The following is a 26324-nucleotide window of genomic DNA, read 5'->3' on the forward strand; positions in this document are numbered from 1 at the left end:
GGTGCCGGGGCGGGTGCCCCGGCGCAGCCGGGCGCGGGCGGCGGCGCTCCCCGCGATGCCTGCCCGCCGCTCTCCCCCGCGACCGCTCCCGGTACTCGGCACCGTCGAGGCCTCCGGCTCTGGTCGGGATCGGCGCCGCCGGCTGGGGGGCGGCTCACCGATGGTGACGAATTGGGCCGAATAGTGACATACCCAGCGGGGCCCAGGCTATCCCGGGTCCCGCGTCCTCTTGTCCGATTGACCGACCCGGGCGGTCTGCGCGTCGCCGGGCCGCCGGGTGCCGTTCGCCGTCGCGGTCGTCAGGGGTGCAGCAGGGGGGCGACGTGCGGCAGGACCTCGCGGTCGTGGCCGATCCAGTCGACGGCGTCCAGTTCGTCCGGGCCCAGCCAGCGCAGCTCGTCGTGCTCCTGGAGCGGGCGCGGCTCGCCGGCCAGCAGCTCGGCGGTCCAGAACCGCAGCTCCAGGCCGGGGCGCACGGTCCACGCGCCGGGCAGCCGGCTCAGCGCCCGGGCCCGTACGCCCAGCTCCTCCAGCAGCTCGCGCTCCAGCGCCTGCGCCTCGGTCTCGCCCGGCTCGGCCTTGCCGCCGGGGAACTCCCAGCGCCCGGCCACCGCCGCGGGCGTGCTGCGCCGGGCGGCCAGCACCCGGCCCTGGTGGACCAGCGCGCCGCCGACGACGATCCGGGGGGCGGGGGGCTGCTCGGGGGCTTCGTCCATGCCCCGAACCCTACGGTCTCAGCTGTCGGCGCCTTCCGCGTCCGCCTCCACCCAGTAGAGCTGCTTGTGGCCGCGGGCCTCGAACTCGGCGGCCAGGCGCTCCGCTTCGGCCCGTTCGAGCCCCTCGGCGACCAGGAAGCGGTTGCCGTTGTCGTCCTGCCGCATCACGCGGTGGCTGCCCATGGCGCCAGCGTACGGGCCCCGGCCCGCGGTGGGAGTCGGGGCCCGTACGGCCCCGGCCCGCGTGGGGGTCGGGCCGGGGCCGCGCCCGTGACCCTACGCCCGGCGAGCTACCGGCAGGTACGGATGGTGTTAACGCTGAGTAACCCTGGGGCGGGGCGGCGGGCCCGCGTCAGACCCGCAGGTCGGGCACCTGCTCGCCGGTGGACAGGCCCAGCCCGCGCCGGATCTCCGCGTTGAGCGCCATCGACTTCACCTGCAGCCCCTCGGCCCGGCGGATGTCGCCGGGCAGGTCGGTGCCGGAGGCCGCGTCGCTCCAGGCGCCGGCCGCCTGCTCCTTGGCCGCGGCCAGCTTGGCGACCTTCGGGGCGACCTCGGCCGGCCAGGCCACCGAGGGCTTGTCCAGCGCGGTGGCCTCGGCCCGGCAGGCGTTGGCCATCCGCCGGGCCCAGTCCCGGTACTCGGCGGGGGCGGCGGACGGGTCCTTCGACGGCTGGTCGGCGGTGGCCCGGTTGAAGCCGCGGGCGGCCTCCAGGTAGGCCAGCTGGGCGGCGGTCAGACTGCGCCGGTCGGTGCGGACCGTCCCCACGTGCTGCTCGTCGCGGTCCTCGAAGGCGCAGGTGACGCGCCGGTCGCCGCGGCCCCAGGTGGTCCGGGTCGGGTAGAGGTAGACGTCGTCCATGCCGTCCGGCACGGCCCACTGGTCGAGCGCGTACTCGTCGAGCACCGGGCGGCACAGCTCGGCGGCGCGGGAGCGGAGCACCGTCTCGCCCGGGAAGGACGAGCCGTCCGCCGTGGGGAAGTCGGTGCCGCCGGCCACCTCGCCGTGGTGCGGCTCCGCGCAGGGCACCCGGCGCACCCAGTACACCGTGTCGTCGCCGCCCGGGTTGGCCACGACGCCGTCGCCGGTGTCGTTGTAGCAGTCCCCGGCCTTCAGCTCGGACCAGTGCACGGCGCCGGCCGGAGCCTTCCCGCCGCCGCTGCGGGCGAGGTCGTCGTCGTGCCGCGGGCTGAAGTCCCCGGCGCCCAGGACGAGCGACATGACCACCGTGCCGACCGCGCCGAGCACCACGCCCGCCACGGCCATGCCGAAGCCGTGCTCCCGGCGGCGCTTGATCTGGGTCAGCGCGACGATGCCGAGGACCAGCGCCACCGGCGCGGCCAGCACCAGGCCGGTCACCAGCGCGGCCACCGCGAGGCCGTTGGTCGGCGCGGGGGAGGGGGCGGCCGGCGGGTACGGGTACGGGTACGGGTACGGGTTGCCGTGCGGCGCGGGCGGGTGCGGAGCCGGCTGGAGGCCGGACACGGCCGAGGGCGGCACCGAGGCCCAGCCTCCGGCGGGCAGCGGCGGGGGCGGCGGCTGCGGCGGGGCGGCGGAGGGGAAGGGGGCGGCGGCCTGCGGCGGGGCGGGGGGTGCCTCGGGGGTCCCGGGGGCCTCGGGCTGGGCGGGCGCCTCGGGCTCCGAGGCGGACTCGGGCTCCGCCGGGGCCTTCAGGAGGTCGATCCGCGGGTCGCGTTCCTCCCGCGCCGAGGCCGACTCGGGCGCCGGACCGCGTTCCTGCTCGCGTTCCGTCGCGGCTTCCCCGGCGGGCGACTCCGGCCCCGGCTCCGGCAGCTCGGACTTCGACACCTTGGACTCCCCCACCCCGCCGCGACGGGCATCGGCTCCGGCAGTTCGACTCATCGGCCGCTCCGCACCAGCCGGTCGGACGGACCCGAACCGGCCCGGATTCGAGCGGCCGCGCGACTCTATCCGATCATTCCGACGATCCGCCGCGCCATTTCCGGCGGTCGCCCACCCGGCCTCCCCGGCCGATCACCCGCGCGCCAGGATCTCGCCGTGCAGCATGGCGAACCAGCCGTCCCCGGCGGCGCTCCACTCCCGCCAGCCGGCCGCGATCCGCTCCAGCTCCGCCCGGTCGGCGAAGCCCCGTTCCACCGCCGTCCGTCCGAACGCGGTGCCGGTGACCCGGTCCGCCCACATCCCGCCCCACCAGTCGCGCCGCTCGGGCGTCGCGAAGGTCCAGGTGGTGGCACTCGCGGTCACCTCGGCGAAGCCGGCGGCGCGGGCCCAGGACAGCAGCCGCCGGCCGGCATCCGGTTCACCGCCGTTGGCCCGGGCGACCTGCCGGTACAGCTCCAACCAGCGCCCCAGCTCGGGCACTTCGGGGTACCAGGTCATCGACGCGTAGTCGACGTCACGGACCGCGACCACCCCGCCGGGCGCCGTCACCCGGCGCAGCTCGCGCAGCGCGGCCACCGGGTCGGCCACGTGCTGCAGCGTCTGGTGGGCGTGCACCACGTCGAACTCACCGTCCCGGTACGGCAGTCGGTGGACGTCCGCGCACTCGAAGGCGACGTTCGCGAGCCCGCGCCCGGCGACGTGCTCGGCGGCCCGGGCCAGCACCTCGGCGGAGGCGTCCACGGCCACCACCCGCCCCTGCGGGCCGACCAGCTCGGCCAGGTCCGCGGTGATCGTGCCGGGTCCGCAGCCGACGTCCAACAGGGCCTGCCCGGGCCGCAGTTCGGGCAGCAGGTAGCCGGCCGAGTCGGCGGCGGTGCGGGAACGGTGCGAGCGCAGCACCGCCTCCTGGTGGCCGTGGGTGTAGACGGCGGCGGCGGGCTTCGGTGCGGTCATGCGGTCCCCCTGCTGGGTGCTCGGCGTCCGGCTCGACGGCTTCTCGGGCCGTTCCGACGCTAGCCCACGTTCCACATCACGAGAAGATTCGTCTCACATTCCGACCGAGCGGCAACCGCCCGGCACCCGCCCGCCGTACCGTGGACCCACCCGAGAGAACGGTCCCGCCCATGCCCGGCCAGCGCCCCTTCGTCCTGCTCAGCGCCGCCATGTCGCTCGACGGCCACCTCGACGACGCCTCCCCCGACCGCCTGCTGCTCTCCAACGCCGCCGACTTCGACCGGGTCGACGAGGAGCGCGCGGCCGCCGACGCGATCCTGGTCGGCGGCAACACCCTGCGCACCGACAACCCCCGCCTGCTCGTCAACTCCCCGGCGCGGCGGGCCGCCCGGCTCGCCGCGGGCCGCCCCGAGCACCCGCTGAAGGTGACGCTCAGCGCGAGCGGCGCGCTCGACGCCGGCCTGCGGTTCTGGCACACCGGCGGCGCCAAGCTCGTCTACAGCACCGACGCCGGGGCGGCGGCGCTGCGCCCCCGGCTGGACGGACTGGCCGAGGTGGCCGCGCTCGGCCCGGCGGTCGACCTCGGCGCGGTGCTGGACGACCTGGGCGCGCGCGGCGTGCGCCGGCTGATGGTCGAGGGCGGCGGCGGGGTGCACACCCAGTTCCTCGCCCGGGGCCTCGCGGACGAGCTGCACCTGGCCGTCGCCCCGCTGCTGGTCGGGCAGGCCGGGGCGCCGAGGTTCGTCGGCCCGGCGGCGTTCCCGGGCGGCCCGACCCGGCGGATGCGGCTGCTGGAGGCACGTACCGTGGGCGACGTCGTCCTGCTCAGGTACGCCCCGAAGGAGCCCGCCCCGTGACCAGCCCCGCCGCCGACCTCGCCCACCTGCGCCGGGCCGTCGAGCTCTCCCGCCGCTGCCCGCCCTCCACCACGGCCTTCTCGGTCGGCGCGGTGATCGTCGGCGCGGACGGCACGGTGCTGGCCGAGGGCTTCAGCCGGGAGACGGACCCGCACGACCACGCCGAGGAGGCGGCCCTGGCCAAGCTCCCGGCCGGCGACCCGCAGCTGCGCGGCGCGACCGTCTACAGCAGCCTGGAGCCCTGCGGCCGGCGCGCCTCACGGCCGCGGCCGTGCGCCCGGCTGCTGATCGCGGCCGGTGTGCCGCGGGTGGTGGTCGCCTGGCGGGAGCCGGACCTGTTCGTCACCGACTGCCAGGGCGCCGCGCTGCTGACGGCGGCCGGGGTCGAGGTGGTGGAGCTGCCGGAGCTGGCGGAGGAGGCCCGGGCGGTCAACGCCCACCTGCTCGGATGATCTTTTGTATCATTTAGATACAAAAGACTCGTCTTCTGCCGCCGAGGCCCCCAAGGAGCCACCCATGCCCGCCGCCACCCCCATCCGGCTGACCACCCGCGCCCTCCTCCTCGACATGGACGGCACCCTGGTCAACTCCGACGCCGTGGTCGAGCGCTGCTGGAGCGCCTGGGCCGTGCGGCACGGCCTCGACCCCGTCGCGGCACTGGAGGTCGTCCACGGCCGCCAGGGCCACGCGACCATGGCCGCCCTCCTCCCGGACCGCCCGATGGAGGTCAACCTCGCCGAGAACGAGCGGATGCTCGCCGAGGAGCGCGCCGACACCGAGGGCGTCGTCCCCGTCCCGGGCGCGCCCGCCTTCCTCGCCGCCCTGGCCGGCCTGCCGCACGCCCTGGTCACCTCCGCCGACCTGGCGCTCGCCCGCATCCGGATGGCCGCCGCCGGCCTCCCGCTGCCGCCGGTCCTGGTCACCGCCGAATCCGTGGGCGCCAGCAAGCCCGACCCCGAGGGCTTCCTCAAGGGCGCCGCCACCCTCGGCTTCGCCCCCGCCGACTGCCTCGCCCTGGAGGACTCCGGCGCCGGCATCGCCGCCGCCCGCGCCGCCGGCATCCCCGTCCTCGGCATCGGCCCCCGCGCCGTCCCCCACCACCCGGACGCCCACACCCCCACCCTCGACACCGTCACCGTCACCCCCCACCCGGACGGCACCCTGACGCTCACCCTCCACCCCTGACGGGCGAGCGCTCAGTAGTGGTAGCGGGCGGCCAGGACGATGATCTCGTCGTGGCCAACGAGGTAGACGAGGCGGTGCTCGTCGTCGATGCGCCGCGACCAGGCGCCGGGCAGGTGGTACTTCAGCGGCTCGGGCTTCCCGATCCCCGTGAACGGGTCACGGAGGGTGTCCTCGATGAGCTTGTTGAGCCGCGCGAGCATCTTGCGGTCGTGCTTGAGCCAGGACGTGTAGTCCTCCCAGCCCTGCTCCTCGAAGACCAGCCTCACGCGTCGGCCTGCCCGGCGTCGGCGGCATCGGGGTCGATCAGCGCACGCTCGGCGAGGTTGGTCCGGCCCAGGGCGTTCTCGTAGGCCTTCAGCAGCCGGCGCGCGTTGGCGGGCGAGCGCAGCAGGTACGAGCCCTCGCGCAGGGCCGCGTAGTCCTCGGCGGACATCAGCACGGCGTTCCCGTGCCTGGAGACGATCTCGATCGCGTCGTGGTCCTCGTTGACCTGCTTGATCAGCGGGAACAGATCCCTGCGGGCCTCGCTCGCGGTGATGGACATGAGGCATCTCCCTCCACAAGTGGTACCGGATAACGTACCACTCCGGGTCGCGGTCGAACCGGAACGCCGTCGAGGGGCCGGACTCCGGTGGAGTCCGGCCCCTCGACGAGGCACTGCCGTCAGGCCGCTCAGACGTTGAAGCGGAACTCCACGACGTCGCCGTCCTGCATGATGTATTCCTTGCCCTCGATGCGGGCCTTGCCCTTGGCGCGGGCCTCGGCGGTGGAGCCGGTCTCGACCAGGTCGGTGAAGGCGATGACCTCGGCCTTGATGAAGCCCTTCTGGAAGTCGGTGTGGATGACACCGGCGGCCTCGGGGGCGGTGGCGCCCTTCTTGATGGTCCAGGCGCGGGCTTCCTTGGGGCCGGCCGTGAGGTAGGTCTGCAGGCCGAGGGTGTCGAAGCCGACCCGGGCGAGGGTGGCGAGGCCGGGCTCGTCCTGGCCCATGGACTGGAGGAGCTCGAGGGCCTCGGCGTCGTCCAGCTCGATCAGCTCGGACTCGATCTTGGCATTGAGGAAGATCGCCTCGGCCGGGGCGACCAGCTCGCGCTGGGCGTTCTTGAAGTCCTCGTCGGCCAGCTCGGCCTCGTCCACGTTGAAGACGTAGAGGAAGGGCTTGGCGGTGAGGAGGTGGAGCTCGCGGATCGGGGTGGTGTCGAAACCGGCCTCGAAGAGGGTCTTGCCGGTCTCCAGGACGGCCTGCGCGGCCTCGGCGGCGGCCAGGACGGGGGCGGTGTCCTTCTTGAGGCGCGCCTCCTTCTGGAGCCGGGGCAGGACCTTCTCGATGGTCTGGAGGTCGGCCAGGATCAGCTCGGTGTGGATGGTGTCGATGTCGTCCTTGGGCGACACCTTGCCGTCCACGTGCACCACGTCGGGGTCGGTGAAGGCCCGCACGACCTGGCAGATCGCGTCCGACTCGCGGATGTTCGCGAGGAACTTGTTGCCCAGGCCCTCGCCCTCGCTGGCACCGCGCACGATGCCGGCGATGTCGACGAAGTCGACGGTGGCCGGGAGGATGCGCTGCGAGCCGAAGATCTCGGCGAGCTTGGTCAGCCGCTCGTCCGGGACGCCGACGACGCCGACGTTCGGCTCGATGGTGGCGAACGGGTAGTTGGCCGCCAGCACGTCGTTCTTGGTCAGGGCGTTGAACAGGGTCGACTTGCCGACGTTCGGCAGGCCGACGATTCCGATCGTGAGCGACATGAAGCGCAGTCCCGTGGGCTTGGAGGAGTTGGGTCGGCACCGTACGGGCCGACCCCCAAGTCTACGGGCAGCCCCAAGCCGCGCTCACGCCTCGGTCGACGCCGCCCGCGGCTCCAGGAACTCCAGCCGGTTGCCCAGCTTGTCCGCGGCGTAGAAGCGGCGGTGGTCGGGCAGGTTGTCGTCCCAGGTCACCTCGTGGCCGTGCGCGGTGAGGCGGGCGGCGAGGGCGTCCAGGGAGCGGACCAGGATGCCGGGGTGGCCCTTGACGGACGGGCGGAAGTCGGGGGTGACGCCGAGGTGGACCTCGACGCCGTCGCCGCGCCCCGCCGAATCAGGGCTGGCAGCAGCCGCCGCGCGCCGCGAGCACCGGCGGCTTCGCCAGCTCGGTCATGCCGAGGACGCCGACCCAGAAGGCCCGGCACTCGTCCTCGGCGCCGGCCGGGATGTCGAGCTGGAAGTGGTCCAGGCGTTCGAAGGCGAAGTCCGCGGTCTCGGTGGTCATGACGGCCCCCCGTACGGTCGTGCGGTCATCCGATGATCATGGTGTGTCGACTCGGCCGGGCAGGTCAGCCCCCCGAATGACGATCACAGGAGTACGCCTTCCGGAGACACGGATCAAGACCTGAACGGTCCATTACACAGTGTGGCGATGATCGGACCGTACGTTGGGCGGGTGGAGCAGAGCACCCGTACCCAGCCGCCAGGGCCCAGACGTCGTCCGCGCAGCGGCGCGGCAGGGGCCTCCGTCCCCGGTCCCGGCCGGGCTCCCGAGGGAGCCCCCGCCGCCGCCGCCTCCCGGCTGCGCCCGGTGGCCGGCCAGCCCGCCGCCCGCCCGGCCACCCCCCGGCTGCGGCTGCGCCTGCCGCTGCGCGGACGCGGCGACGCCGCGCTGTACGGGCGGCGGCGGACCGGGCGGCCGACCCGGCTGACGGCGGTCGGCACCGGCGTGGTCGCGGTGCTGGCCACGCTCGCCGTCGCGGGCGTGGACCGGCTGCTGTTCGACGGCCTCGGCTGGCTGTTCGGGGTCGGCTACCTGGTGGTCTGCTTCCAGCTGGCCGTCCGGGTCCGCTACGCCGACCTGCTGGCCGCGCCGATCAGCGGGCCGATCGCCTTCGCGGCGGCGCTGCTGCTGCTCGCGCCCGTCAACTCCTCGGGTGTCACCGCCCAGGTGGTGGCGCTGGCGACCGGGCTGGCGCTGCGGGCCGGCTGGCTGTTCTCCGGCACCGGGCTGGCCGCGCTGATCGTGCTGGCCCGCTTCGTCGCCCAGCGCCGGATCCACCGCGCGCGGTAGCGGGCCCTCAGCGGTAGCGGGCCCTCAGTCGGCAGCCCGGGCCGCCGCCATGGCGGCCCCGACGATGCCCGCGTCGTTGCGCAGCTCGGCCGGCACCACCCGCGCCTCGCGCTCGCGCAGCCGCGGCAGGAACTTCTCGTGCTTGCGGCTCACCCCGCCGCCGATCACGATCAGCTGCGGCGAGAAGAGCATCTCCACCAGGTCCAGGTACTCGTCGACCCGCCCGGCCCACTGCTCCCAGCTCAGCCCGTGGCGCTCCTTGGCGGCCGAGGAGGCCCGGCGCTCGGCGTCCTTGCCGCGCAGTTCCAGGTGGCCGAGCTCGGTGTTGGGCACCAGCGCGCCGTCGACGAAGAGCGCGCTGCCGATGCCGGTGCCGAAGGTGAGCACCAGGACGACGCCCTGCTCGCCCCGCCCGGCGCCGTGCGCGGTCTCGGCGATCCCGGCCGCGTCGGCGTCGTTGAGGACGGTCGCGGGCAGGTCCAGCGCCTCGCGGAACAGGCCCGCGGCGTCCAGGCCGATCCAGCCCTTGTCCACGTTGGCCGCCGTCCTGGTGCGGCCGCCGACGACGACGCCGGGGAAGGTCAGCCCGACCGGGCCCTGGTGGTCGAAGTGGCGCACCACCTCGCGGACGGCCGCGACGACGGCCTCGGGCGCGGACGGCTGCGGGGTGAGCACCTTGTACCGCTCCTCGGCGAGCGCGCCCCGGGCGAGGTCGACCGGGGCGCCCTTGATCCCCGAACCGCCGATGTCCACGCCGAATACCGCCGTCATCACGACCACCCTCCGCGACCCGTGCACCCGTCTGTCCACAGCCTGTGCACAAAACTACGAGAGCCGGAGCGGGCCCGCACAGCGAAAAACCCGGTGCCCGTACGGACACCGGGTTCCTCGGCGGCGGTCTACAGCTTGCCCGCGGCCTCGGCGCGCAGGTCGCGGCGCAGTTCCTTGGGCAGCGAGAAGGTCAGGTGCTCCTCGGCGGTCTTGACCGTCTCGACGGTGTCGTAGCCGCGCGCGGCCAGCCACTCCAGCACGCCGTCGACCAGGATCTCCGGCACCGAGGCGCCGCTGGTCAGGCCGACCGTGGTGACGCCCTCCAGCCACTCCTCCCGGATCTCCTCGGCGAAGTCCACCAGGTGGGCGGCCTTGGCGCCGTACTCCAGGCCGACCTCGACCAGGCGGACGGAGTTGGAGGAGTTCTTCGAGCCGACCACGATCAGCAGGTCGGTCTCCTCGGCCAGCTGCTTGACGGCGACCTGGCGGTTCTGGGTGGCGTAGCAGATGTCGTCGCTGGGCGGGCTGACCAGCGCCGGGAAGCGCTTCTTCAGCTCGCCGACGGTGGCCATGGTCTCGTCCACGGACAGCGTGGTCTGGGACAGCCAGACGACCTTGGACTCGTCCCGGACCTTCACCTGCGCGACGTCCTCGGCGCCGTCCACCAGGTGGATGCGGTCCGGGGCCTCGCCCATGGTGCCGATGACCTCCTCGTGGCCCTCGTGGCCGACGAGCAGGATGTCGAAGCCCTCGTCGGCGAAGCGCACGGCCTCCTTGTGCACCTTGGTGACCAGCGGGCAGGTGGCGTCGATGGTGGCGAGCTTGCCGGCCTTCGCCTCGTCGTGGACGGACGGCGCGACACCGTGCGCGGAGAAGACCACGATCGAGCCCTCGGGCACCTCTTCCGTCTCGTCGACGAAGATCGCGCCCTGCTTCTCCAGGGTCTGCACCACGTACTTGTTGTGGACGATCTGCTTGCGGACGTAGATCGGGGCCCCGTACTGCTCCAGGGCCTTCTCGACGGCGATCACGGCGCGGTCGACGCCCGCGCAGTAGCCCCGGGGGGCGGCGAGCAGGACACGGCGCTGCGCGGAATTCGACATGGCTCCATCGTACGGGCGGCGGCGGGCCGCGCCGGTCGCGGCGCCGGGCGGCACCGACTGGCGGAACTTCCCGGGCGGAACCGGTCACCGGTGATCGAATCTGGTGTCCATGAGCGTGTCCACGAGCGCGACGAACGAGCAGCCGGGCCCGAGCGGCCTGCGCCGCAGCCTGGGCGTGCGCGACCTGATGGTCTACGGGCTGTTGTTCATCGCCCCGATGGCCCCGGTCGGCGTGTTCGGCGTGCTGGACGCCCGGAGCCACGGCGCCGTCGCCGCGGTCTACCTGGCCGCGACGGTGGCGATGGGACTGACCGCCTACTCGTACGCGCAGATGGTGCGCGCGGTGCCGCAGACCGGCTCGGTGTTCGCCTACGCCCGGGCGGGGCTGGGCGAGGGGGCGGGCTTCCTCGCCGGGTGGATGGCGATGCTCGACTACGTCCTGATCCCCGCGGTGGCCTACCTGTTCGCCGGGATCGCGCTGCACTCGCTGGTGCCGGACGTGTCGCGCTGGCTGTGGACGGCGCTCGCGGTGCTCGTCACCACGGCGCTCAACCTGGTCGGGGTGCGCACGGCGGCGGTGGTCGGCTTCGCGGTGCTGGCGCTGGAGATCGCGGTGCTGCTGGTGTTCACGGCCGCCGCCGTGGTGGCGCTGGCCCAGGGCGGCGCGCGGCGCGGCTGGGACACCCCGTTCACCGCGGTCGGCGGCTTCTCGCTCACCGCGGTGGTCTCGGCGGTGTCCGTCGCGGTGCTCTCCTACCTGGGCTTCGACGCGATCGCCACCTTCGTCGAGGAGGCGGTCGGCGCCTCGGCGGCGGTGGCGAAGGCGGTGCTGTGGTGCCTGGCGCTGGCCGGGGTGCTGTTCGTCGCGCAGACCTACCTGGCGGCGCTGCTGGCGCCGACGGCGCCGCAGCGGCTGGCCGCCGACCCCGCCGCGCAGGGCTCGGCCTTCTACGACACGGTGGAGAGCGGGATCGGGCACTGGCTGCACGTGCTGGTGGCGGCGAGCAAGGCGATCGGCGCGGCGTTCGCGGCGCTGGCCGGGCAGGCGGCGGCCGGGCGGCTGGTCTACGCGATGGCCCGGGACGGGCGGCTGCCGCGCGCGCTCGGCGCGATCGACCCGGCCAGCGCGGTGCCGCGCCGGGCGCTGCTGGCGGCCGCGGCGGTCACCATGGCCGCGGCGGTCTGGGCGGCCGAGCGGGACGACGGGCTGGACCGGCTCACCTCGGTGGTGAACGTGGGCGCGCTGGCCGCCTTCGCGCTGCTGCACGCCTCGGTGGTCGGCTGGTACACGGTGCGGCACGGCTCCCGGGACCGGCTGCGGCACCTGGCCGTGCCGGTGCTGGGCATCGCGGTGATCGGCGCGGTCGTGTACGAGGCCTCGACCACGGCGCAGCTGGTCGGGCTGGCCTGGCTGGCGGTCGGCCTGGTGGTGCTCGGCGCCCAGGGGACGGGGCCGGTCGGCCGGCGGCGGTAGTCGGCGGCGGTAGCCGACAGCCACCGGGCGTCCCACCGGCGCCAGCCGGGCGTCCCACCGGTGTCGGCGCGCGCCGCTAGCCTCGTACGCATGGCCAACTCCAGCTCCCCCGAAGCCCCGCTCCCGGTCGGCAAGGTCTCCGCGCTGATCGGCGGCTGGATCGACCGGCTCGGCGCGGTGTGGGTGGAGGGGCAGATCACCCAGCTCAGCCGGCGGCCCGGGGCGGGCGTGGTGTTCCTGACCCTGCGCGACCCGCAGGCGGACGTGTCGCTCACGGTGACCTGCTTCCGCTCGGTGTTCGACCAGGTCGCCGACGTCGTGCAGGAGGGCGCGCGGGTCGTCGTGCACGCCAAGCCGGAGTGGTACGCGGCGCGCGGGCAGCTGTCGCTGCGGGCCGCGGAGATCCGGCCGGTGGGCCTGGGCGAGCTGCTGGCCCGGCTGGAGCAGCTGAAGCGGCGGCTCGCCGCGGAGGGGCTGTTCGCGGAGGGGCGCAAGCAGCGGCTGCCGTTCCTGCCGCAGTGCGTCGGGCTGGTCACCGGGCGGGGCTCGGCGGCCGAGCGGGACGTGCTGGAGAACGCCCGGCGGCGCTGGCCGGCCGTCCGGTTCGAGGTGCGCAACGTCCCGGTGCAGGGGGTGAGCGCGGTGGAGCGGGTGAGCGCGGCCGTCCGGGAGCTGGACGAGCACCCCGAGGTGGACGTGATCATCGTGGCGCGGGGCGGCGGCAGCGTCGAGGACCTGCTGCCGTTCTCGGACGAGGGGCTGGTGCGGCTGGTCGCGGCCGCCCGTACGCCGGTGGTCAGCGCGATCGGGCACGAGCCGGACCAGCCGCTGCTGGACTTCGTCGCCGACCTGCGGGCCTCGACGCCGACCGATGCCGCCAAGCGGGTGGTCCCGGACGTCGGCGAGGAGCTGGCCAAGGTCCGCCAGCTGCGCGACCGCGCCCGCCGGCACGTGCGGGCCCGGGTCGAGCGCGAGCAGCACGGGCTGGACGGGCTGCGCAGCCGCCCGTCCGTGGCCGCCCCGCACCGGATGCTGGACGGGCGCCACCAGGAGGTCGAGGGCTTGCTGGAGCGGGCCCGGCGCACTCTGCGGCACCGGCTGGACCACGCGCAGAGCGACCTGGGGCACACCCTGGCCCGGGTGGTCGCGCTCTCCCCGGCGGCCACGCTGGAGCGCGGCTACGCGGTGCTGCAGCGGGCGGACGGCTCGGTGGTGACGGACCCGGCGCAGGTCGCGGCCGGGGAGGGGCTGCACGCCCGGGTGGCGGGCGGCGGCTTCGACGTGGCCGTGGCCGCGGCCGCCGACCGGGCCGCCAACCAGCGGGAGCGCTGAACAGGAACGCTCAGAAGGAGCGCTGGCGGGACAGCGCGATGGAGTGCTCGCCGAAGCCGAGGCTGCGGTAGAGCGCCTCGCCGCCGCTGGTGGCGTGCAGGTCGATCCGGCCGACCCGGCGGCCGTCGAACCAGTCCAGCAGCGCCTCGGTGCAGGCCCGGCCGTAGCCGCGCAGCCGGTGGCCGGGGTCGGTGCAGATGTTGAAGACGAAGCCGAACCGCCCCTCCGGGTTGCCGGGTGCGGGCAGCCGCTCCTCCAGCGTGCCGACCGCGCAGGCGGCGAGCCGGCCGGGCCGCTCCGGGTCGTCGACCACGAACGACGGCATGGTCAGCCGCTCGGCGGGGACGGCCAGGCGCTCGCGCAGGATCCGCTCGGCGGTGGCCTGCCAGGGCCCGGGCCCGGCCAGGGCGGCCATGCCGGGCATCGCCTCGAACATCAGGTTGCGCAGCCGCACCAGCTCGGCGGCGTCGGCGGGGACGGCGGGTCGGACCTCGGTCATGCGGCGGAGGCTAGCGCCGGGGCCGAGCGGGTGCACCCGAGTTTCGCGGCGCGGGCCCGCCGCGGTCGGCGCGCGGCCGCCCCTGTCGGCGCCAGCCCCTACGCTGGCACGCATGGCAGAGCAGCAGGAGCAGCAGGGCGCGGCGGCGCCGACCCCGGACGACGCGCTGGGCTACGAGCACGCCCGGGACGCGCTGGTGGAGGTCGTCCGGCAGCTGGAGAACGGCGGGACGTCCCTTGAGGAGTCGCTGGCTCTGTGGGAGCGTGGCGAGCAGCTGGCGAAGGTCTGCCAGCGCTGGCTGGACGGCGCCCGGGCCCGCCTGGACGCCGCACTGGCCGCCGAGGAGGGCGCAGAGCCGGGCGAGATGTGACGCGCGTCACACTCGCTTGGGGAATCGTTGAATCTTCACCTATGTTGGACGGTGTGATCGGCCGCGCCGGTCAACCCGTGACCACCCCTCCCGCATGAGGTGCAGAAGCATGACCACCGACGCCCTGGTTCTCGACGCCGCCGCCCAGGACCTGCTGTTCCGCGAGGCCCACACCGCCAACACCTTCACCGACGAGCCGGTCTCCGAGGAGCAGGTCAAGGCGATCTACGACCTGATCAAGTACGGCCCGACCGCCTTCAACCAGACGCCGCTGCGCATCGTCCTGGTCCGCTCGGCCGAGGGCCGCGAGCGCCTCGTCCAGCACATGTCGGACGGCAACAAGGCCAAGACCGCGGCCGCCCCGCTGGTCGCCATCCTCGCCGCGGACAACGAGTTCCACGAGGAGCTGCCGACCCTGTTCCCGCACTTCCCGCAGGCCAAGGACGTCTTCTTCTCGGAGCGCGCCGTCCGCGAGGGCGCCGCCGCGCTGAACGCCTCGCTGCAGGCCGCCTACTTCATCATCGGCATCCGCGCCGCCGGCCTGGCCGCCGGCCCGATGACCGGCTTCGACGCCGAGGGCATCAACAAGGAGTTCTTCGGCGACGGCGACCACTCGGTGCTGACCGTGGTCAACATCGGCAAGCCGGCCGAGGACGCCTTCTACCCGCGCTCCCCGCGCCTGTCCTACGACGAGGTCGTCACCACCGTCTGACGCGCCCCGCGCACGCGAAAGGGCCCGCACCGGTTCGTCCGGGTGCGGGCCCTTCGGCGTGCTCGGGAGCGCCGGGCCTACTTGAGCGCCTGCGCCAGGACGGCCAGCTCCTCGTAGGAGGCGGTGCCGGTGAGCACCGTCGCCCCGGTGCCGTCGTGGACGGCCAGCGCGCGGGCCTTCTCGCCCTGCACCCGGTCCCAGGTGCGGCCGGCCACCTGCTCGCTGCCGTCCGGCGTGCCGCCCGCGACCTTGTCGGCCAGCAGCGCGTCGCGCGGGACGTCGCTCTGCTCGACCGCCGCGTACTGGCCGGAGGGCGTCACGAAGCCCAGGTGCCAGGCGTTGCCCTTGCCGTTGCTGATCGCGGCCGGCTGGTAGCTGACGGAGGTGGCGCGCCACTGGTCGGGCAGCCCCTCCGGGGACAGCAGCTGGTACGGCGCGGCGCGCTTCGCCGAGGCCGCCTCCACCCGGTACTGGACCGGGTGCACCGGGTCCTTGCCCGCGTCGTGCGGCAGGAACAGGTACCCGACCCCGACGACGAAACCGACCGCCAGCATCGACAGGACCATGTCCCGCACGCTCTGCCGACCCCTCATGCCCTTGCTCTCTCCAGCCACCCCCACATGGTGACCCATCCCCACACCGGCGCCGCCACCAGGGGGTCCACGTCCGGGTGAAGGCGGACGAAGCGGCCGATTCCGCACCCCGAGGGGGACCCGCGCCACAGACAGTCATCTCGTGGGCAGATACGATCGCAGGACCCTCACCACGGCGTTCGACCAGGCAGTAGTCGGGCGCTCACTGGCCGTCGCGTACAGAGAGGTAACGACGATGACCACGCAGTACCCGCACCACCTTCCCAGTGCCCTGGAGGTCGCGCCGGAGGCTCCGGACCGCAACCTCGCGCTCGAACTCGTCCGCGTCACCGAGGCGGCCGCGATGGCCGCCGGCCGGTGGGTCGGCCGCGGCGACAAGAACGGAGCGGACGGCGCCGCCGTGAAGGCGATGCGCACGCTCGTCTCGACCGTCTCGATGAACGGCGTGGTCGTCATCGGCGAGGGCGAGAAGGACGAGGCGCCGATGCTCTACAACGGCGAGCGGGTCGGCGACGGCACCGGCGCCGAGTGCGACGTCGCGGTGGACCCGGTGGACGGCACCACGCTGACCGCCAAGGGCATGAACAACGCGGTGGCCGTGCTGGCCGTCGCCGACCGCGGCACCATGTTCGACCCCAGCGCCGTGTTCTACATGGACAAGCTGGTCGCCGGCCCGGAGGCCGCCGAGTTCGTCGACATCACCGCCCCGGCGGCCGTCAACATCCGCCGGGTCGCCAAGGCCAAGGGCAGCGCCGTCGAGGACGTCACCGTCGTCGTCCTCGACCGCCCGCGCCACGACGGCCTGGTCCGGGAGATCCGCGAGGCGGGCGCCCGGATCAAGTTCATCTCGGACGGCGACGTGGCGGGCGCCATCATGGCCGCCCGCGAGGGCACCGGCGTCGACCTGCTGATGGGCGTCGGCGGCACCCCCGAGGGCATCATCGCCGCCTGCGCGATGAAGTGCATGGGCGGCGTGATCCAGGGCCGGCTGTGGCCCAAGGACGACGCCGAGCGGCAGAAGGCCATCGACGCCGGCCACGACCTCGACCGGGTGCTCACCACCGACGACCTGGTCAGCGGCGAGAACGTGTTCTTCGTCGCCACCGGCATCACCGACGGCGAGCTGCTGCGCGGCGTGCACTACCGCTCCGAGACGGCCACCACCAGCTCGCTGGTGATGCGCTCCAAGAGCGGCACGATCCGCGAGATCCACTCCACCCACAAGCTGTCGAAGCTGCGGGCCTACAGCGCGATCGACTTCGACCGCGCCAACTGAGGCCCGGGAGGACGCGGTTCGCGGCCCCGGCGGAATCCCCCTCCGCCGGGGCCGCGGCACGTCCGCGGGTCGGGGCCGGGTCTCCGGCCCGGCCTCACCCGGCTATCCGGCTGCGCGCGGCCGCCGACACCCGGGCCGCCTCCCGCAGCTCCGCGTCCCGGCGGCGGCGCCGGGCCAGCACCACCCGCCGCTCGGCGGCCGTCAGCCCGCCCCACACGCCGTACGGCTCCGGCTGGGCCAGCGCGTGCTCGCGGCACTCCAGCAGCACCGGGCAGCGGGCACAGACCCGCTTGGCCTGCTCCTCCCGCGCCAGCCGCGCCGCCGTGGGCTCCTTCGACGGCGCGAAGAACAGCCCCACCTCGTCCCGGCGGCACGCCGCACCGGTGTGCCAGGGGTTGTCCTCGCCGGCCCCGGCACCCGCGGAGGCGCCCGCCGCACCGCCCGGCGCACCGGCCGCCGTACTGCCCGGCGACGACGGCTGGGGCGGGACCTCGCGGGGGCGCTCCAGCAGCCGCGCGGCGGTGACTGGCGAGGTGGTGCGGGACTCGATCGGATGCAGCACGGCCGTACTCCTGACGAGGCTCTCGGACACGGGGGCACGCTCCCCTGCCCGGCTGCGAGCCCCCGCTGTCCAACCCTCGGGTCGGCCGCCGGGCCGCCTCCGGTGCGCAGCCGTACGAGAAGCGATGTGCGGAAGGACCTACCCCGCCCGACCCCGATTCATGCACCCTGCACGCAATCGGCTACGGAGTGCACCCACGGCAACGCCGAACGCCCGACCGGGAGTTGACCCCGGCCGGGCGCTGTTTCCAGCCAACATGCGCTATTCCGAGCCGAGTTGCTTGCGCACCCACTCGGTGATCTTCTTGCCGCGGCGCGGCTTGGCCTCGCAACCGCCGAACACCGCAACGCCCTTGACCCGGACCACCGGCGCGTACGGGTCCGCCGCGGTCTGCTCCTTGACGTCGAACCCGCCGAAGATGCCGACCCCGCCGCCGTGCAGGCTGACGTTCTCCGGCACCCGGATGTCGACCCCGCCGAACAGCGCCGTCACCTCGATCTCCACCTCGGGGGACTCGAACACCGCGTCGGTGAGGTCGATCTCCACCCCGCCGAACGCCGCGAACGCCCGCAGGTGCGAACCCACCCGCCAGCGGCCCTTGCGGGACGCGCCGCCGAAGATCGCCACCATCGACGGCGCCTCGTGGCGCGCGGGCGGCAGCCGGGGCCCCGGGCGGGGCGCCGACGCCGGGGCGGCCTGCTTCTCGAAGGAGAGCGGCCGGTGGGTGGGCAGGTCCCGGGTGAGCGGCGCCAGCTCGCCGAAGGTCTTGGCGCGGTACGCGGCCTCGATCCGCTCCGCGTGCTCCTCGGCGTCCAGCCGGCCCTCGGCGTAGGCGTCCCGCAGCAGTTCGGCGACCCGCTCGCGGTCGGCGTCGGAGACCCGCAGGTCCGCCTCCGCCACCGGGGCGTGCGGAGCCGGGGTCTGCGGGGCCGGGGCCTGCGGAGCCGGGGCCTGCGGGAGCGGCGGCTCGGGCCGGGATTCGGGCTTGGTCAGCGGTACGGGCGCCGGCACCGACGGCTGCCCCGGATCGTCCTGCGGCGGCGAGTTGTCCACGGGCCAAGCCTAGTCGCTCGCACTCCTGCCCGAGTGAGCCCGGTCACGCAAGGCCGACCTGTCCGCATGCGCGCGAACGACGGGTCCTACCCTGGATGGTGCTTCGCCGACGCAGCCGGATCACTGGAAACCTAAGGACCGCCCCCATGGCTCCCACGCCAGACTTCGAGTACAGCGACCTGCTCCCCCTGGGCGCTGACCCGACCCCGTACCGCAAGCTCACCTCCGAAGGCGTCTCCACCTTCGAGGCCGGCGGCCGCACCTTCCTCCAGGTCGAGCCCGAGGCGCTGCGCCTGCTCACCGCCGAGGCGATGCACGACATCTCGCACTACCTGCGCCCCGCCCACCTCGCCCAGCTGCGCCGCATCCTGGACGACCCGGAGGCCAGCCCCAACGACCGCTTCGTCGCGCTCGACCTGCTGAAGAACGTCAACATCTCGGCCGGCGGCATCCTCCCGATGTGCCAGGACACCGGCACCGCGATCGTGATGGGCAAGCGCGGCCAGAACGTGCTCACCTCCGGTGCGGACGAGGCGTCGATCGCGCGCGGCGCGTACGACGCGTACACCAAGCTCAACCTGCGCTACTCCCAGATGGCCCCGGTGACCATGTGGGACGAGAAGAACACCGGCAACAACCTGCCGGCCCAGATCGAGCTGTACGCCACCGACGGCGACGCCTACAAGTTCCTGTTCATGGCCAAGGGTGGCGGCTCCGCCAACAAGTCGTACCTGTACCAGGAGACCAAGGCCATCCTGAACGAGGCGAGCATGCTCTCGTTCCTGGAGCAGAAGATCCGCTCCCTCGGCACCGCCGCCTGCCCGCCGTACCACCTGGCCATCGTGATCGGCGGCACCAGCGCCGAGTACGCCCTCAAGACCGCCAAGTACGCCTCCGCGCACTACCTGGACAACCTGCCGACCTCGGGCGACGCCAAGACCGGCCACGGCTTCCGCGACCTGGAGCTGGAGGCCAAGGTCACCGAGCTGACCCAGAAGATCGGCATCGGCGCCCAGTTCGGCGGCAAGTACTTCTGCCACGACGTCCGCGTCGTCCGGCTGCCGCGCCACGGCGCCTCGCTGCCGGTCGCCATGGCCGTCTCCTGCTCCGCCGACCGCCAGGCGCTCGGCAAGATCACCGCCGAGGGCGTCTTCCTGGAGCAACTGGAGACCGACCCGGCCAAGTACCTGCCGGACACCACCGACGAACACCTCGACGACGACGTGGTGCGCATCGACCTCGACCAGCCGATGTCCGCGATCCGCGCCGAGCTGTCCAAGTACCCGGTCAAGACCCGGCTCTCGCTCACCGGCACCCTGGTCGTCGCCCGCGACATCGCCCACGCCAAGATCAAGGAGCGCCTGGACGCCGGCGAGGGCATGCCCAAGTACCTCCAGGACCACCCGGTCTACTACGCGGGCCCGGCCAAGACCCCCGAGGGCTACGCCTCCGGCTCCTTCGGCCCCACCACGGCCGGCCGGATGGACTCCTACGTCGACCAGTTCCAGGCCGCCGGCGGCTCCATGGTCATGCTCGCCAAGGGCAACCGCAGCAAGCAGGTCACCGACGCCTGCGCCCAGCACGGCGGCTTCTACCTCGGCTCCATCGGCGGCCCGGCCGCCCGCCTCGCCCAGGACTGCATCAAGAAGGTCGAGGTCCTGGAGTACGCCGAGCTCGGCATGGAGGCCGTCTGGCGCATCGAGGTCGAGGACTTCCCGGCCTTCATCGTCGTCGACGACAAGGGCAACGACTTCTTCCGCGAGACCACCGAGGGCCCGCTGATCACCAACCTGCGCGTCCGCTCCAAGGAGTAACCCGCACGCCCCACGCGCCCCACGACCGCCCCGGCCGCCCCTGCGGCCGGGGCGGTTTCTCGTCTCGAGGACGCCGCTCGTGGGTAATGTGGATAAAGCAGGTGGATCACCCACATCACCCATGGAGGTGCCTGATGAGCATGACCAATGTCGATGTCGATGACGCCGTCCTTGCGGAGGCCATGCGGTTGATGGGGGCGACGACGAAGAAGGACACCATCAACAATGCCCTCGCCGACTACGTCAACCGCCTGAAGAGACTGGAAGCCCTGGAGAAGCTGTCCCACCGAGCCGCCGCCGGCGAGTTCGAGCCGACGATGCGGGTGTACGAGGCCCGCAAGCGGGCACAGCGCGAGGAAGCCGAATGATCGACAGCTTCCTGATCGACACCTCGGCCTACGTCCGGCTGATGTCGGATCGAGGGCTTCGGTCGCAGTGGCGGGGGCACATCGAGTCCGGTCTGATCAGGATCAGCAAGTCGACCCGCACCGAGATCCTCTTCTCCGCCAGGAACTCGGCCCACCGGGACGACTTGGAGGACGAGCTGGCGGCGCTGTTCGGCCCGGCCGTCAGCGCTCCGAAGGCGATCTGGGACTGGATCGACACCGCTCAGTACAAGCTCACCCAGAAGGGCCAGCACCGTGCGGCCGGGCTGGCCGACCTGCTCCTGGCCGGAACCGCCGTCCACCACGACATGACCGTGCTTCACCTCGACGACGACTTCGCCACCGTGGCCCGGGTGGTCACCGAATTCCGAGAACGAGATATCCGCCGGTCGACCGCAGGCTGACCGGCGCCGCAGCACTCAGGCGTCGAAGTCGTACTCCAGGACGTAGGAGGCGGCGTCGAGGATCATCTCGTTGAGCTCGACGACCTGGCCCTCGTCGGCGAAGGCGGTGCGGCAGATCAGGATGACCGGGGTGCCGGCGGACAGGTCGAGGCGGGCGGACTCCTCCGCGCTGGGCATCCGGGAGCGGACCTCCTCGCGGAAGTGGACGGGCTTCGCCCCGATCTCCGCCAGCCGGGCGTAGGTGCCGCCCGGGCCGGTGTCCTCGCGGGTGATCGCCGTCCCGGCGACCAGCAGGGCCGGCAAGTACGAGGTGGAGAGCAGCACCGGCTTGCCGTCCAGCACGAAGCGGCGGTGCCGCACGCACATCGGCGCGCCCGGGTCCACCCCCAGCACACGCGCCACGTGCTCGGGCGCGCCGCGCTCGGAGACGGACACCTGGTCGACCACCAGGGTGCGGTTGTCGATGTCCGCCGACCATATCGACCGCCCCGACCCCCACTGCCCCTGCGCCAGCCGCTGGATGCCGCGCCGGCGCAGCGGCCGGAAGTCCCGGACGAACACCCCGGCCCCGCGTCGCGCCTCGGCGATGCCCTCGCTCTGCAGCACGCCGAGCGCCTGCCGGGCGGTCATCCGGGCGACGCCGTACTCGTCCATGAGGTCGTTCTCGCCGGGGAGGCGGTCCCCCGCGCGGTAGCGGCCGGCGTCGATCGCCGCCTTCAGCGTGTCGGCGATCCGCTGGTACTTGGGCTGTTTCTCGCCGCTGCTGCCGCTCATCGCCGCTCCCTCTCCCTCGGGTGAATCCTAGGCGCGCCTCCGGTCGCTTGATAAGGAGATACGACCGTTGACATCTCTAGAGATATTAGCTTCTCTAGAGATGCTGGGTAGTCGCCGAGCAGCAGGCACGCACACGCACGGACAGCGACCAGGACGCGCCCCCACCGGCCGCGCGCCCGCACCAGAGCAAGGAGCAGCGCGATGAGCACCCGTCAGCGCAACGCCCCGGCCTACCGGCCGCAGGTGGGTGAACTCGTCCTCGACCGGCGATCCGGTCGCACCGGCATCTACATGGACACCATCGGCGGCGAGCACTACCTCCGCCCCGAGGGCGGCGGCCGCGAATGGGCCGTCGAACCGGACCACGTCTCCCCGGCGGGCGGGCCGCAGGGCTCAACCGAATGAGATCAATCCGGTAATCTGGCAAAAACCAGGCAAACTACAGCATTTCGGGCTGATCAATCGCCCGATGAATCCGGAATTCCGGAACGATCCACCGACACCGCCGGGCACGTTACGGATAACCACGGTCACCATGCGTGCACCGCGGACGGGATTCGGCCACCCGGCGGGCACGCCCCGGGCACGCTTTCTCCGAATTGGCGCGGCCATTACGAAAGCGCCCCCGCGCCCGGACGGGGGCGCAGGGGCGCTCGGGCGCACCTCTTTACGGGCAGCCGGAGACGACGCTCTCCGGCTCGTAGGTCTTGCCCGGCTCGTCGCCGACGGGCTTGGCGGGCCCCTCCACGTGCTCGGCCTCATCGCCGAAGGCGCCGTTCTCGAAGGCGTCCTTCCGGTCCGCATCCGGCGCACTGTACTCGGTCGGGTTCGAGGTCGCTGCCACCGCGCCCTCGACAGCCTGGCCGGCTTCCACAGCGGCAGCCGGGGCCGGGGTCGGCGCCGCGTTCTCGGGCGTCGACGGCACCGGGGTCTCGCTCTGGTTGTTGGCCATTGGGCGGCCGCCTTTCAGTCATCAATTGTGTTGAGCCCGACCTGCTTGGCGCGGGCGCGGGGACAGTATCGTAGGGTTGATTAAATGTCCGATAAACAGCGTGCGGCTTGCGGGGCCGTCCGGCAGAGTCGGGCGTCCGCCTAAGCTGAAGCACCGCGGCGGACCGCCGAGCGCCCTTTCACGAGATCGACACCACAGGCCATCGGGGGACTTCATGGAGTTTCGGGAGACGCCGCAGGCATCTGCGTTGCGCTTCCAGGTCCTGGGTCCGGTCCAGGCATGGCTCGACGGGAAACCGCTCTCGCTCGGATCCCCCCAGCAGCAGGCCGTGCTGACCACCCTCCTGCTGCAGTCCGGTCGCCCGGTCACCACGCAGGACCTCGTCGACGCACTGTGGGGCGACCGTCCGCCGACCCAGGCCGTGGCCGCGCTGCGTACCTACGTCTCCCGGCTGCGCTCCGTCATCGACCCCCGTCGGGAGATCCGCAGGCCCTCCGAGGTGCTGGTCTCCATCGCGGACGGCTACGCGCTGCGCATCCCGAACGACGCCCTGGACCTGACGGTCTTCGAGCGGCTGTCCGCCGACGCCGCGGCCGCCCGGACCTCCGGAGACCGGCACGAGGCGCACCGACTCCTCGCCGAGGCTCTCCAGCTGTTCAGCGGCCGTCCGCTCACCGGCGTCCCCGGCCCCTATGCCGACGCCCAGCGGGCGCGGCTGGCCGAACGCCAGGTGGCCGCCTCCGAGGAGCTCTGCGCCGCCGCCCTCGACATCGGCCTGCACGCCGAAGTCGTCGGGGAACTCAACAACCTGACGGCCGAGCACCCGCTGCGCGAGCGCCCGCGCGAGCTGCTGATGCTGGCGCTGTACCGCTGCGGGCGCCAAGCCGAAGCGCTCGGCGTCTACACCGACACCCGCAAGCTGCTGATCGACGAACTCGGAGTCGAGCCGGGCGCCGGCCTGTCCACGATGCACACGCGCATCCTCGCCGCCGACCCGAAGCTCGTCCTCCCGGCCGCCCCCGCGCCCGTCCTACGGGAGGACGGCCCGACAGCGCCGCCGGTCCCCGCTCAACTTCCCGCCGACGTACTGGACTTCAGCGGCCGAGCGGAGCTCGTGGACGACCTCTCGGCGGTCCTCCAGAACGCCACCGGCCAGGCCGTGGTGGTGACCTCGCTGGCCGGGATCGGGGGCGTCGGCAAGACCACCCTCGCCGTCCACGTCGCCCACCGCGTCCGGTCGGAGTTCCCGGACGGCCAGCTGTACGTCGACCTGCGAGGGGCGGGCACCTCGCCGGCCGATCCGGTGGTCGTCCTGGGCGACTTCCTGCACTCGCTCGGCGTCACCGAGAGCCCCGACTCGCTCGACCAGCGCGCGGCCCTCTACCGCTCGCAGCTGGCCGGCCGCCGGATGCTCATCCTGCTGGACAACGCGCGGGACGCCGAACAGATCAGGCCGCTCATCCCCGGCGTCTCCGGCTGTGCCGTGCTGGCCACCAGCCGCTCCCGGCTGGCCGGCATCCCCGGAGCGCAGCTCTTCGACGTGGAGGAGCTGACGCCGGAGGAAGCGCTGGCGCTGTTCTCGGCCATCGTCGGGGAACAGCGGGTCGCCGCCGAGCTGGAGGCGGCCATGCAGGTGGTCACCGCGTGTGGCTTCCTGCCGCTGGCGGTCCGCATCGCTGCCGCTCGTCTGGCCAGCCGCCCGCGCTGGAGCGTCTCGGACCTGGCCCGTCGGTTAGCCGATCAGCGACGACGCCTGGACGAACTCCAGCTCGGCAACCTCGCCGTGGAGACCACCATCGGACTTGGTTACGGACAGTTGTCCGCAGCCGAGGCCCGCGCCTTTCGACTGCTCGCCCTGATCGACTCCCCCGACATTCCGCTCGCGGCAGCCGCGGCGCTCCTCGGTGTCGACGAGCTCGCCGCCGAGGACCTCACCGAGGCGCTGGTCGAGGCGAACATGCTTGAGTGCTTCACCCCTGGCCGCTACCGCTACCACGACCTGCTCCGGCTCTACGCCCAGCGGCAGAACGAACGGATCGGGGACACCGAGGTACAGGAACAGGCGGTGCTGCGTCTGCTCGATCTGCTGATCCCGACCTTGCGCAACGCGGCCCAGGTCATCGAGCCGGACGACCCACTGCCCGAGCTACTGACCACCTCTGTTTCGCCCGGGCTCGATCTGCCGACGAGCCAGGCCGCGCAGGCCTGGCTCCACGCCGAGGGCGCCTTGCTGCTCAGCGCGTTCGAGGCTGCCGCCGGCGGCCCCAGAGCTCTGCAACGAGCAGCCGTCGACCTGGTCAACTACCTCTTCAGCATCGACCCGGACCCGACCTGCGGACCGCGCCTGCTCCGGATCCTGGAGGCCATCGGTCACGACTCGGAGCCGCACGACGACTCGGCCGTGTGCGCCCGCGCGTACTTCGCGCTCGGCACTCTCCAGTCCGTCACCAGTGATTTCCACGGCGCCGAGGTCTCGCTGCGTCGGAGCCTCGACCACCAGGCACCGGACGATCCGTCCGTCCTGCTGCTGGCCACGGCCAACACGCTGGGCTGGATCCTGAGCCTCGGCACCCGGCTGGCCGAGGCGCTGTCGTTCCTCGAACAGGCCCGAGCCACCAGCCGGGCCGTCGGCAGCCCGACCGCCGAGGCCCGGATCGTCGGCAACATCGCCCGGGTCCAGCACCGCCTCGGCATGACCGGGACGGCGATCCGGTCGGCCAGCGACGGCGTGGCTGCGGCGCGGGAGTCGAAGAACGGCCCGCTGCTCGCCCAGACCCTCTACCAGCTCGGCGTGGTGCTCCCCGGCGCCCAGGCCGTCCCCCACCTCCGAGAGGCCCATCAGCTCTACCAGTCCCAGCAGAACCCCCTCTGGGAGGGCTACACCCTCGCCCGGCTCGCCTCCGCCCTACTCGCCGCTGGTCAGCACGCCGACGCGGCCGAAGCAGCGGGCGGCTCCTTGGCGATCGGCCAGGAGATGGACTCCGCCTACTGCCAGGGCCTGGCCAACGCCGCGCTCGGCGAGGCACTGCTCGCCCTCGCCCAGCCGGCGCGTGGGCTCGCGTGTCTCACCGAGGCGCACGCGATCTTCGTCCGGCTCGGTGTGCCCGAGGCCTCCCCTGTGGCAGACCTCATCTCCCGACAGCACACCGAGCCTCCTCTTCCCCTCCCCTAGCGCCCTGAGGCCTCCGCCCCCCAGCGGAACACCTCCCCCGATCCGCGCGTCGGCGCTCCCGCAGCCCCCCGGCTGCGGGAGCGCCCTCAACGCTTCCCCGGCGCTGGGTCCACTGTGCACCGGCGCGATTGACGTTCGATAAACGCCGCCTCGTCCGTCCACGGACCGGGTGTTTCCGCAGGTCGGGTGCGCCACCCCCGGCGCGCCATGCGGCGTGCGGGGCCAAACGTGCTCCCCTGGCCCGCACCGTCGTGCTTCCGCAAGCCCGCCCACATCGGCCCAAGCATGACGAGTTGGCCGGAAAGGGACCCCACGGCGCAGTGATCACGCATATTCTCGGATGCCAGTACACACACGAGTGTCTGCCGGCAGCGTGTCGAAGTACGGTCCGTCCGTTGGTGCGGGGAGCCCTGGGCGCCCCGGCCCACCAGGCGGGACAGTGCGGGCGGAGGCCACGGGTGGAA

General features: G+C 73.3%; 27 protein-coding genes and 2 pseudogenes. 13 read left to right on the forward strand and 16 right to left on the reverse strand.

Translation table 11 applies throughout. The features are described 5' to 3' along the window. Positions 1-299: 299 nt before the first annotated feature. The 4 genes from VM95_RS17200 to VM95_RS17210 form a co-directional block, all read right to left on the reverse strand. Entirely contained in the window at positions 300-716 is a 417-nt protein-coding gene (locus VM95_RS17200) for an NUDIX domain-containing protein (protein ID WP_045697646.1), read from the reverse strand. A gap of 18 nt (positions 717-734) precedes the next feature. Further along, the gene (locus VM95_RS43300; protein ID WP_167352932.1) at positions 735-899 is read right to left on the reverse strand and encodes a hypothetical protein; all 165 of its coding nucleotides are present in this window, start codon (positions 897-899) and stop codon (positions 735-737) included. 169 nt (positions 900-1068) lie between these two features. Beyond that, complete coding sequence (locus tag VM95_RS17205) at positions 1069-2526, reverse strand: DUF4190 domain-containing protein (protein WP_157882130.1); 1458 nt, start codon at positions 2524-2526, stop codon at positions 1069-1071. Positions 2527-2712: 186 nt separating this feature from the next. Continuing rightward, entirely contained in the window at positions 2713-3534 is an 822-nt protein-coding gene (locus tag VM95_RS17210) for a methyltransferase domain-containing protein (protein WP_045697651.1), read from the reverse strand. A 170-nt stretch (positions 3535-3704) separates the two neighbouring features. Here VM95_RS17210 and VM95_RS44430 point away from each other — a divergent pair. Beyond that, a pseudogene (locus VM95_RS44430) lies at positions 3705-4843 on the forward strand (dihydrofolate reductase family protein). 64 nt (positions 4844-4907) lie between these two features. Then, a complete protein-coding gene (locus tag VM95_RS17225; RefSeq protein WP_045697658.1) occupies positions 4908-5576 on the forward strand; it encodes an HAD-IA family hydrolase in 669 nt (222 codons plus the stop codon). Between the two features lie 11 nt (positions 5577-5587). On the opposite strand, the gene VM95_RS17230 is transcribed toward VM95_RS17225, so the two are convergent. From VM95_RS17230 to VM95_RS17245, 4 genes and pseudogenes are all read right to left on the reverse strand, one after another. Then, the gene (locus VM95_RS17230) at positions 5588-5842 is read right to left on the reverse strand and encodes a Txe/YoeB family addiction module toxin (RefSeq protein ID WP_045697660.1); all 255 of its coding nucleotides are present in this window, start codon (positions 5840-5842) and stop codon (positions 5588-5590) included. Then, positions 5839-6120, reverse strand: a complete 282-nt coding sequence (locus tag VM95_RS17235; protein WP_045697662.1) for a type II toxin-antitoxin system Phd/YefM family antitoxin — start codon at positions 6118-6120, stop codon at positions 5839-5841. The genes VM95_RS17230 and VM95_RS17235 overlap by 4 nt, the downstream gene beginning before the upstream one ends. A gap of 128 nt (positions 6121-6248) precedes the next feature. Next, a complete protein-coding gene (gene ychF, locus VM95_RS17240) occupies positions 6249-7322 on the reverse strand; it encodes a redox-regulated ATPase YchF (RefSeq protein WP_045697663.1) in 1074 nt (357 codons plus the stop codon). Between the two features lie 84 nt (positions 7323-7406). After that, positions 7407-7824: pseudogene (locus VM95_RS17245) on the reverse strand (VOC family protein). Between the two features lie 171 nt (positions 7825-7995). Here VM95_RS17245 and VM95_RS17250 point away from each other — a divergent pair. Beyond that, positions 7996-8613, forward strand: coding sequence for a DUF6542 domain-containing protein (locus tag VM95_RS17250; protein WP_157882131.1), 618 nt, complete (start codon positions 7996-7998; stop codon positions 8611-8613). A gap of 24 nt (positions 8614-8637) precedes the next feature. On the opposite strand, the gene ppgK is transcribed toward VM95_RS17250, so the two are convergent. Continuing rightward, on the reverse strand, positions 8638-9384 hold the full coding sequence (gene ppgK, locus VM95_RS17255) for a polyphosphate--glucose phosphotransferase (RefSeq protein WP_045697665.1): 747 nt from the start codon (positions 9382-9384) through the stop codon (positions 8638-8640). A gap of 128 nt (positions 9385-9512) precedes the next feature. Beyond that, on the reverse strand, positions 9513-10487 hold the full coding sequence (locus tag VM95_RS17260; protein WP_045697667.1) for a 4-hydroxy-3-methylbut-2-enyl diphosphate reductase: 975 nt from the start codon (positions 10485-10487) through the stop codon (positions 9513-9515). A gap of 109 nt (positions 10488-10596) precedes the next feature. Between VM95_RS17260 and VM95_RS17265 the strand changes: the two genes are divergently transcribed. Then, entirely contained in the window at positions 10597-11961 is a 1365-nt protein-coding gene (locus tag VM95_RS17265) for an APC family permease (RefSeq protein WP_045697669.1), read from the forward strand. A gap of 90 nt (positions 11962-12051) precedes the next feature. After that, on the forward strand, positions 12052-13293 hold the full coding sequence (gene xseA, locus VM95_RS17270) for an exodeoxyribonuclease VII large subunit (protein ID WP_045697671.1): 1242 nt from the start codon (positions 12052-12054) through the stop codon (positions 13291-13293). 10 nt (positions 13294-13303) lie between these two features. On the opposite strand, the gene VM95_RS17275 is transcribed toward xseA, so the two are convergent. After that, a complete protein-coding gene (locus VM95_RS17275) occupies positions 13304-13792 on the reverse strand; it encodes a GNAT family N-acetyltransferase (protein ID WP_045697673.1) in 489 nt (162 codons plus the stop codon). A 112-nt stretch (positions 13793-13904) separates the two neighbouring features. On the opposite strand from VM95_RS17275, the gene VM95_RS17280 reads away from it, so the two are divergent. Continuing rightward, positions 13905-14162: an exodeoxyribonuclease VII small subunit gene (locus tag VM95_RS17280; protein ID WP_045697675.1), complete on the forward strand. Its 258-nt coding sequence runs from the start codon at positions 13905-13907 to the stop codon at positions 14160-14162. Positions 14163-14271: 109 nt separating this feature from the next. Beyond that, a complete protein-coding gene (locus tag VM95_RS17285) occupies positions 14272-14874 on the forward strand; it encodes a malonic semialdehyde reductase (RefSeq protein WP_045697677.1) in 603 nt (200 codons plus the stop codon). Positions 14875-14951: 77 nt separating this feature from the next. Here the strand turns inward: VM95_RS17285 and VM95_RS17290 are convergent, their stop codons facing one another. Further along, the gene (locus VM95_RS17290) at positions 14952-15467 is read right to left on the reverse strand and encodes a DUF4245 domain-containing protein (RefSeq protein WP_045697678.1); all 516 of its coding nucleotides are present in this window, start codon (positions 15465-15467) and stop codon (positions 14952-14954) included. Between the two features lie 235 nt (positions 15468-15702). On the opposite strand from VM95_RS17290, the gene glpX reads away from it, so the two are divergent. Continuing rightward, positions 15703-16743, forward strand: a complete 1041-nt coding sequence (gene glpX, locus VM95_RS17295) for a class II fructose-bisphosphatase (protein ID WP_045697680.1) — start codon at positions 15703-15705, stop codon at positions 16741-16743. A gap of 94 nt (positions 16744-16837) precedes the next feature. On the opposite strand, the gene VM95_RS40405 is transcribed toward glpX, so the two are convergent. Together VM95_RS40405 and VM95_RS17305 are read right to left on the reverse strand one after the other, a co-directional pair. Continuing rightward, positions 16838-17251: a WhiB family transcriptional regulator gene (locus VM95_RS40405; protein ID WP_078860052.1), complete on the reverse strand. Its 414-nt coding sequence runs from the start codon at positions 17249-17251 to the stop codon at positions 16838-16840. Positions 17252-17566: 315 nt separating this feature from the next. Further along, positions 17567-18358: a DUF1707 SHOCT-like domain-containing protein gene (locus VM95_RS17305; RefSeq protein ID WP_078860042.1), complete on the reverse strand. Its 792-nt coding sequence runs from the start codon at positions 18356-18358 to the stop codon at positions 17567-17569. A 146-nt stretch (positions 18359-18504) separates the two neighbouring features. On the opposite strand from VM95_RS17305, the gene VM95_RS17310 reads away from it, so the two are divergent. From VM95_RS17310 to VM95_RS17320, 3 genes are all read left to right on the forward strand, one after another. Further along, complete coding sequence (locus VM95_RS17310) at positions 18505-20172, forward strand: fumarate hydratase (RefSeq protein WP_045697682.1); 1668 nt, start codon at positions 18505-18507, stop codon at positions 20170-20172. Positions 20173-20306: 134 nt separating this feature from the next. Continuing rightward, entirely contained in the window at positions 20307-20540 is a 234-nt protein-coding gene (locus tag VM95_RS17315) for a type II toxin-antitoxin system VapB family antitoxin (protein ID WP_045697684.1), read from the forward strand. Continuing rightward, positions 20540-20962 carry a PIN domain-containing protein gene (locus VM95_RS17320; protein WP_045697741.1) on the forward strand — a complete coding sequence of 141 codons (423 nt, stop codon included), beginning with the start codon at positions 20540-20542 and terminating at the stop codon, positions 20960-20962. Before VM95_RS17315 ends, VM95_RS17320 begins: the two co-directional genes overlap by 1 nt. A 15-nt stretch (positions 20963-20977) precedes the next feature. Here the strand turns inward: VM95_RS17320 and VM95_RS17325 are convergent, their stop codons facing one another. Beyond that, positions 20978-21736, reverse strand: coding sequence for a GntR family transcriptional regulator (locus VM95_RS17325; protein ID WP_045697686.1), 759 nt, complete (start codon positions 21734-21736; stop codon positions 20978-20980). A gap of 201 nt (positions 21737-21937) precedes the next feature. On the opposite strand from VM95_RS17325, the gene VM95_RS17330 reads away from it, so the two are divergent. Continuing rightward, positions 21938-22141: a hypothetical protein gene (locus tag VM95_RS17330; RefSeq protein ID WP_045697688.1), complete on the forward strand. Its 204-nt coding sequence runs from the start codon at positions 21938-21940 to the stop codon at positions 22139-22141. A gap of 262 nt (positions 22142-22403) precedes the next feature. Here VM95_RS17330 and VM95_RS17335 read toward each other — a convergent pair whose 3' ends face one another. After that, the gene (locus tag VM95_RS17335; RefSeq protein WP_045697690.1) at positions 22404-22688 is read right to left on the reverse strand and encodes a hypothetical protein; all 285 of its coding nucleotides are present in this window, start codon (positions 22686-22688) and stop codon (positions 22404-22406) included. Between the two features lie 214 nt (positions 22689-22902). Between VM95_RS17335 and VM95_RS17340 the strand changes: the two genes are divergently transcribed. Further along, complete coding sequence (locus tag VM95_RS17340) at positions 22903-25860, forward strand: AfsR/SARP family transcriptional regulator (RefSeq protein WP_045697692.1); 2958 nt, start codon at positions 22903-22905, stop codon at positions 25858-25860. The last annotated feature ends 464 nt before the right edge of the window (positions 25861-26324 follow it).

The sequence above is a fragment of the Streptomyces rubellomurinus genome, from assembly GCF_000961885.1.
GTDB classification, from domain to species: Bacteria; Actinomycetota; Actinomycetes; order Streptomycetales; family Streptomycetaceae; genus Kitasatospora; species Kitasatospora rubellomurina.

Bases quoted from the DNA above. Each gene is read 5' to 3' on its own strand.
- VM95_RS17280 (WP_045697675.1), top strand. From the start codon at position 13,905: ATGGCAGAGCAGCAGGAGCAGCAGGGCGCGGCGGCGCCGACCCCGGAC.
- VM95_RS17335 (WP_045697690.1), bottom strand. From the start codon at position 22,688: ATGGCCAACAACCAGAGCGAGACCCCGGTGCCGTCGACGCCCGAGAAC.
- VM95_RS17325 (WP_045697686.1), bottom strand. From the start codon at position 21,736: ATGAGCGGCAGCAGCGGCGAGAAACAGCCCAAGTACCAGCGGATCGCC.
- VM95_RS43300 (WP_167352932.1), bottom strand. From the start codon at position 899: ATGGGCAGCCACCGCGTGATGCGGCAGGACGACAACGGCAACCGCTTC.
- glpX (WP_045697680.1), top strand. From the start codon at position 15,703: ATGACCACGCAGTACCCGCACCACCTTCCCAGTGCCCTGGAGGTCGCG.
- VM95_RS17285 (WP_045697677.1), top strand. From the start codon at position 14,272: ATGACCACCGACGCCCTGGTTCTCGACGCCGCCGCCCAGGACCTGCTG.
- VM95_RS17225 (WP_045697658.1), top strand. From the start codon at position 4,908: ATGCCCGCCGCCACCCCCATCCGGCTGACCACCCGCGCCCTCCTCCTC.
- ppgK (WP_045697665.1), bottom strand. From the start codon at position 9,384: ATGACGGCGGTATTCGGCGTGGACATCGGCGGTTCGGGGATCAAGGGC.
- VM95_RS17330 (WP_045697688.1), top strand. From the start codon at position 21,938: ATGAGCACCCGTCAGCGCAACGCCCCGGCCTACCGGCCGCAGGTGGGT.
- VM95_RS17200 (WP_045697646.1), bottom strand. From the start codon at position 716: ATGGACGAAGCCCCCGAGCAGCCCCCCGCCCCCCGGATCGTCGTCGGC.
- VM95_RS17290 (WP_045697678.1), bottom strand. From the start codon at position 15,467: ATGAGGGGTCGGCAGAGCGTGCGGGACATGGTCCTGTCGATGCTGGCG.
- ychF (WP_045697663.1), bottom strand. From the start codon at position 7,322: ATGTCGCTCACGATCGGAATCGTCGGCCTGCCGAACGTCGGCAAGTCG.
- VM95_RS17310 (WP_045697682.1), top strand. From the start codon at position 18,505: ATGGCTCCCACGCCAGACTTCGAGTACAGCGACCTGCTCCCCCTGGGC.
- VM95_RS17260 (WP_045697667.1), bottom strand. From the start codon at position 10,487: ATGTCGAATTCCGCGCAGCGCCGTGTCCTGCTCGCCGCCCCCCGGGGC.
- VM95_RS17210 (WP_045697651.1), bottom strand. From the start codon at position 3,534: ATGACCGCACCGAAGCCCGCCGCCGCCGTCTACACCCACGGCCACCAG.
- xseA (WP_045697671.1), top strand. From the start codon at position 12,052: ATGGCCAACTCCAGCTCCCCCGAAGCCCCGCTCCCGGTCGGCAAGGTC.
- VM95_RS17315 (WP_045697684.1), top strand. From the start codon at position 20,307: ATGAGCATGACCAATGTCGATGTCGATGACGCCGTCCTTGCGGAGGCC.
- VM95_RS17275 (WP_045697673.1), bottom strand. From the start codon at position 13,792: ATGACCGAGGTCCGACCCGCCGTCCCCGCCGACGCCGCCGAGCTGGTG.
- VM95_RS17340 (WP_045697692.1), top strand. From the start codon at position 22,903: ATGGAGTTTCGGGAGACGCCGCAGGCATCTGCGTTGCGCTTCCAGGTC.
- VM95_RS17265 (WP_045697669.1), top strand. From the start codon at position 10,597: ATGAGCGTGTCCACGAGCGCGACGAACGAGCAGCCGGGCCCGAGCGGC.
- VM95_RS17235 (WP_045697662.1), bottom strand. From the start codon at position 6,120: ATGTCCATCACCGCGAGCGAGGCCCGCAGGGATCTGTTCCCGCTGATC.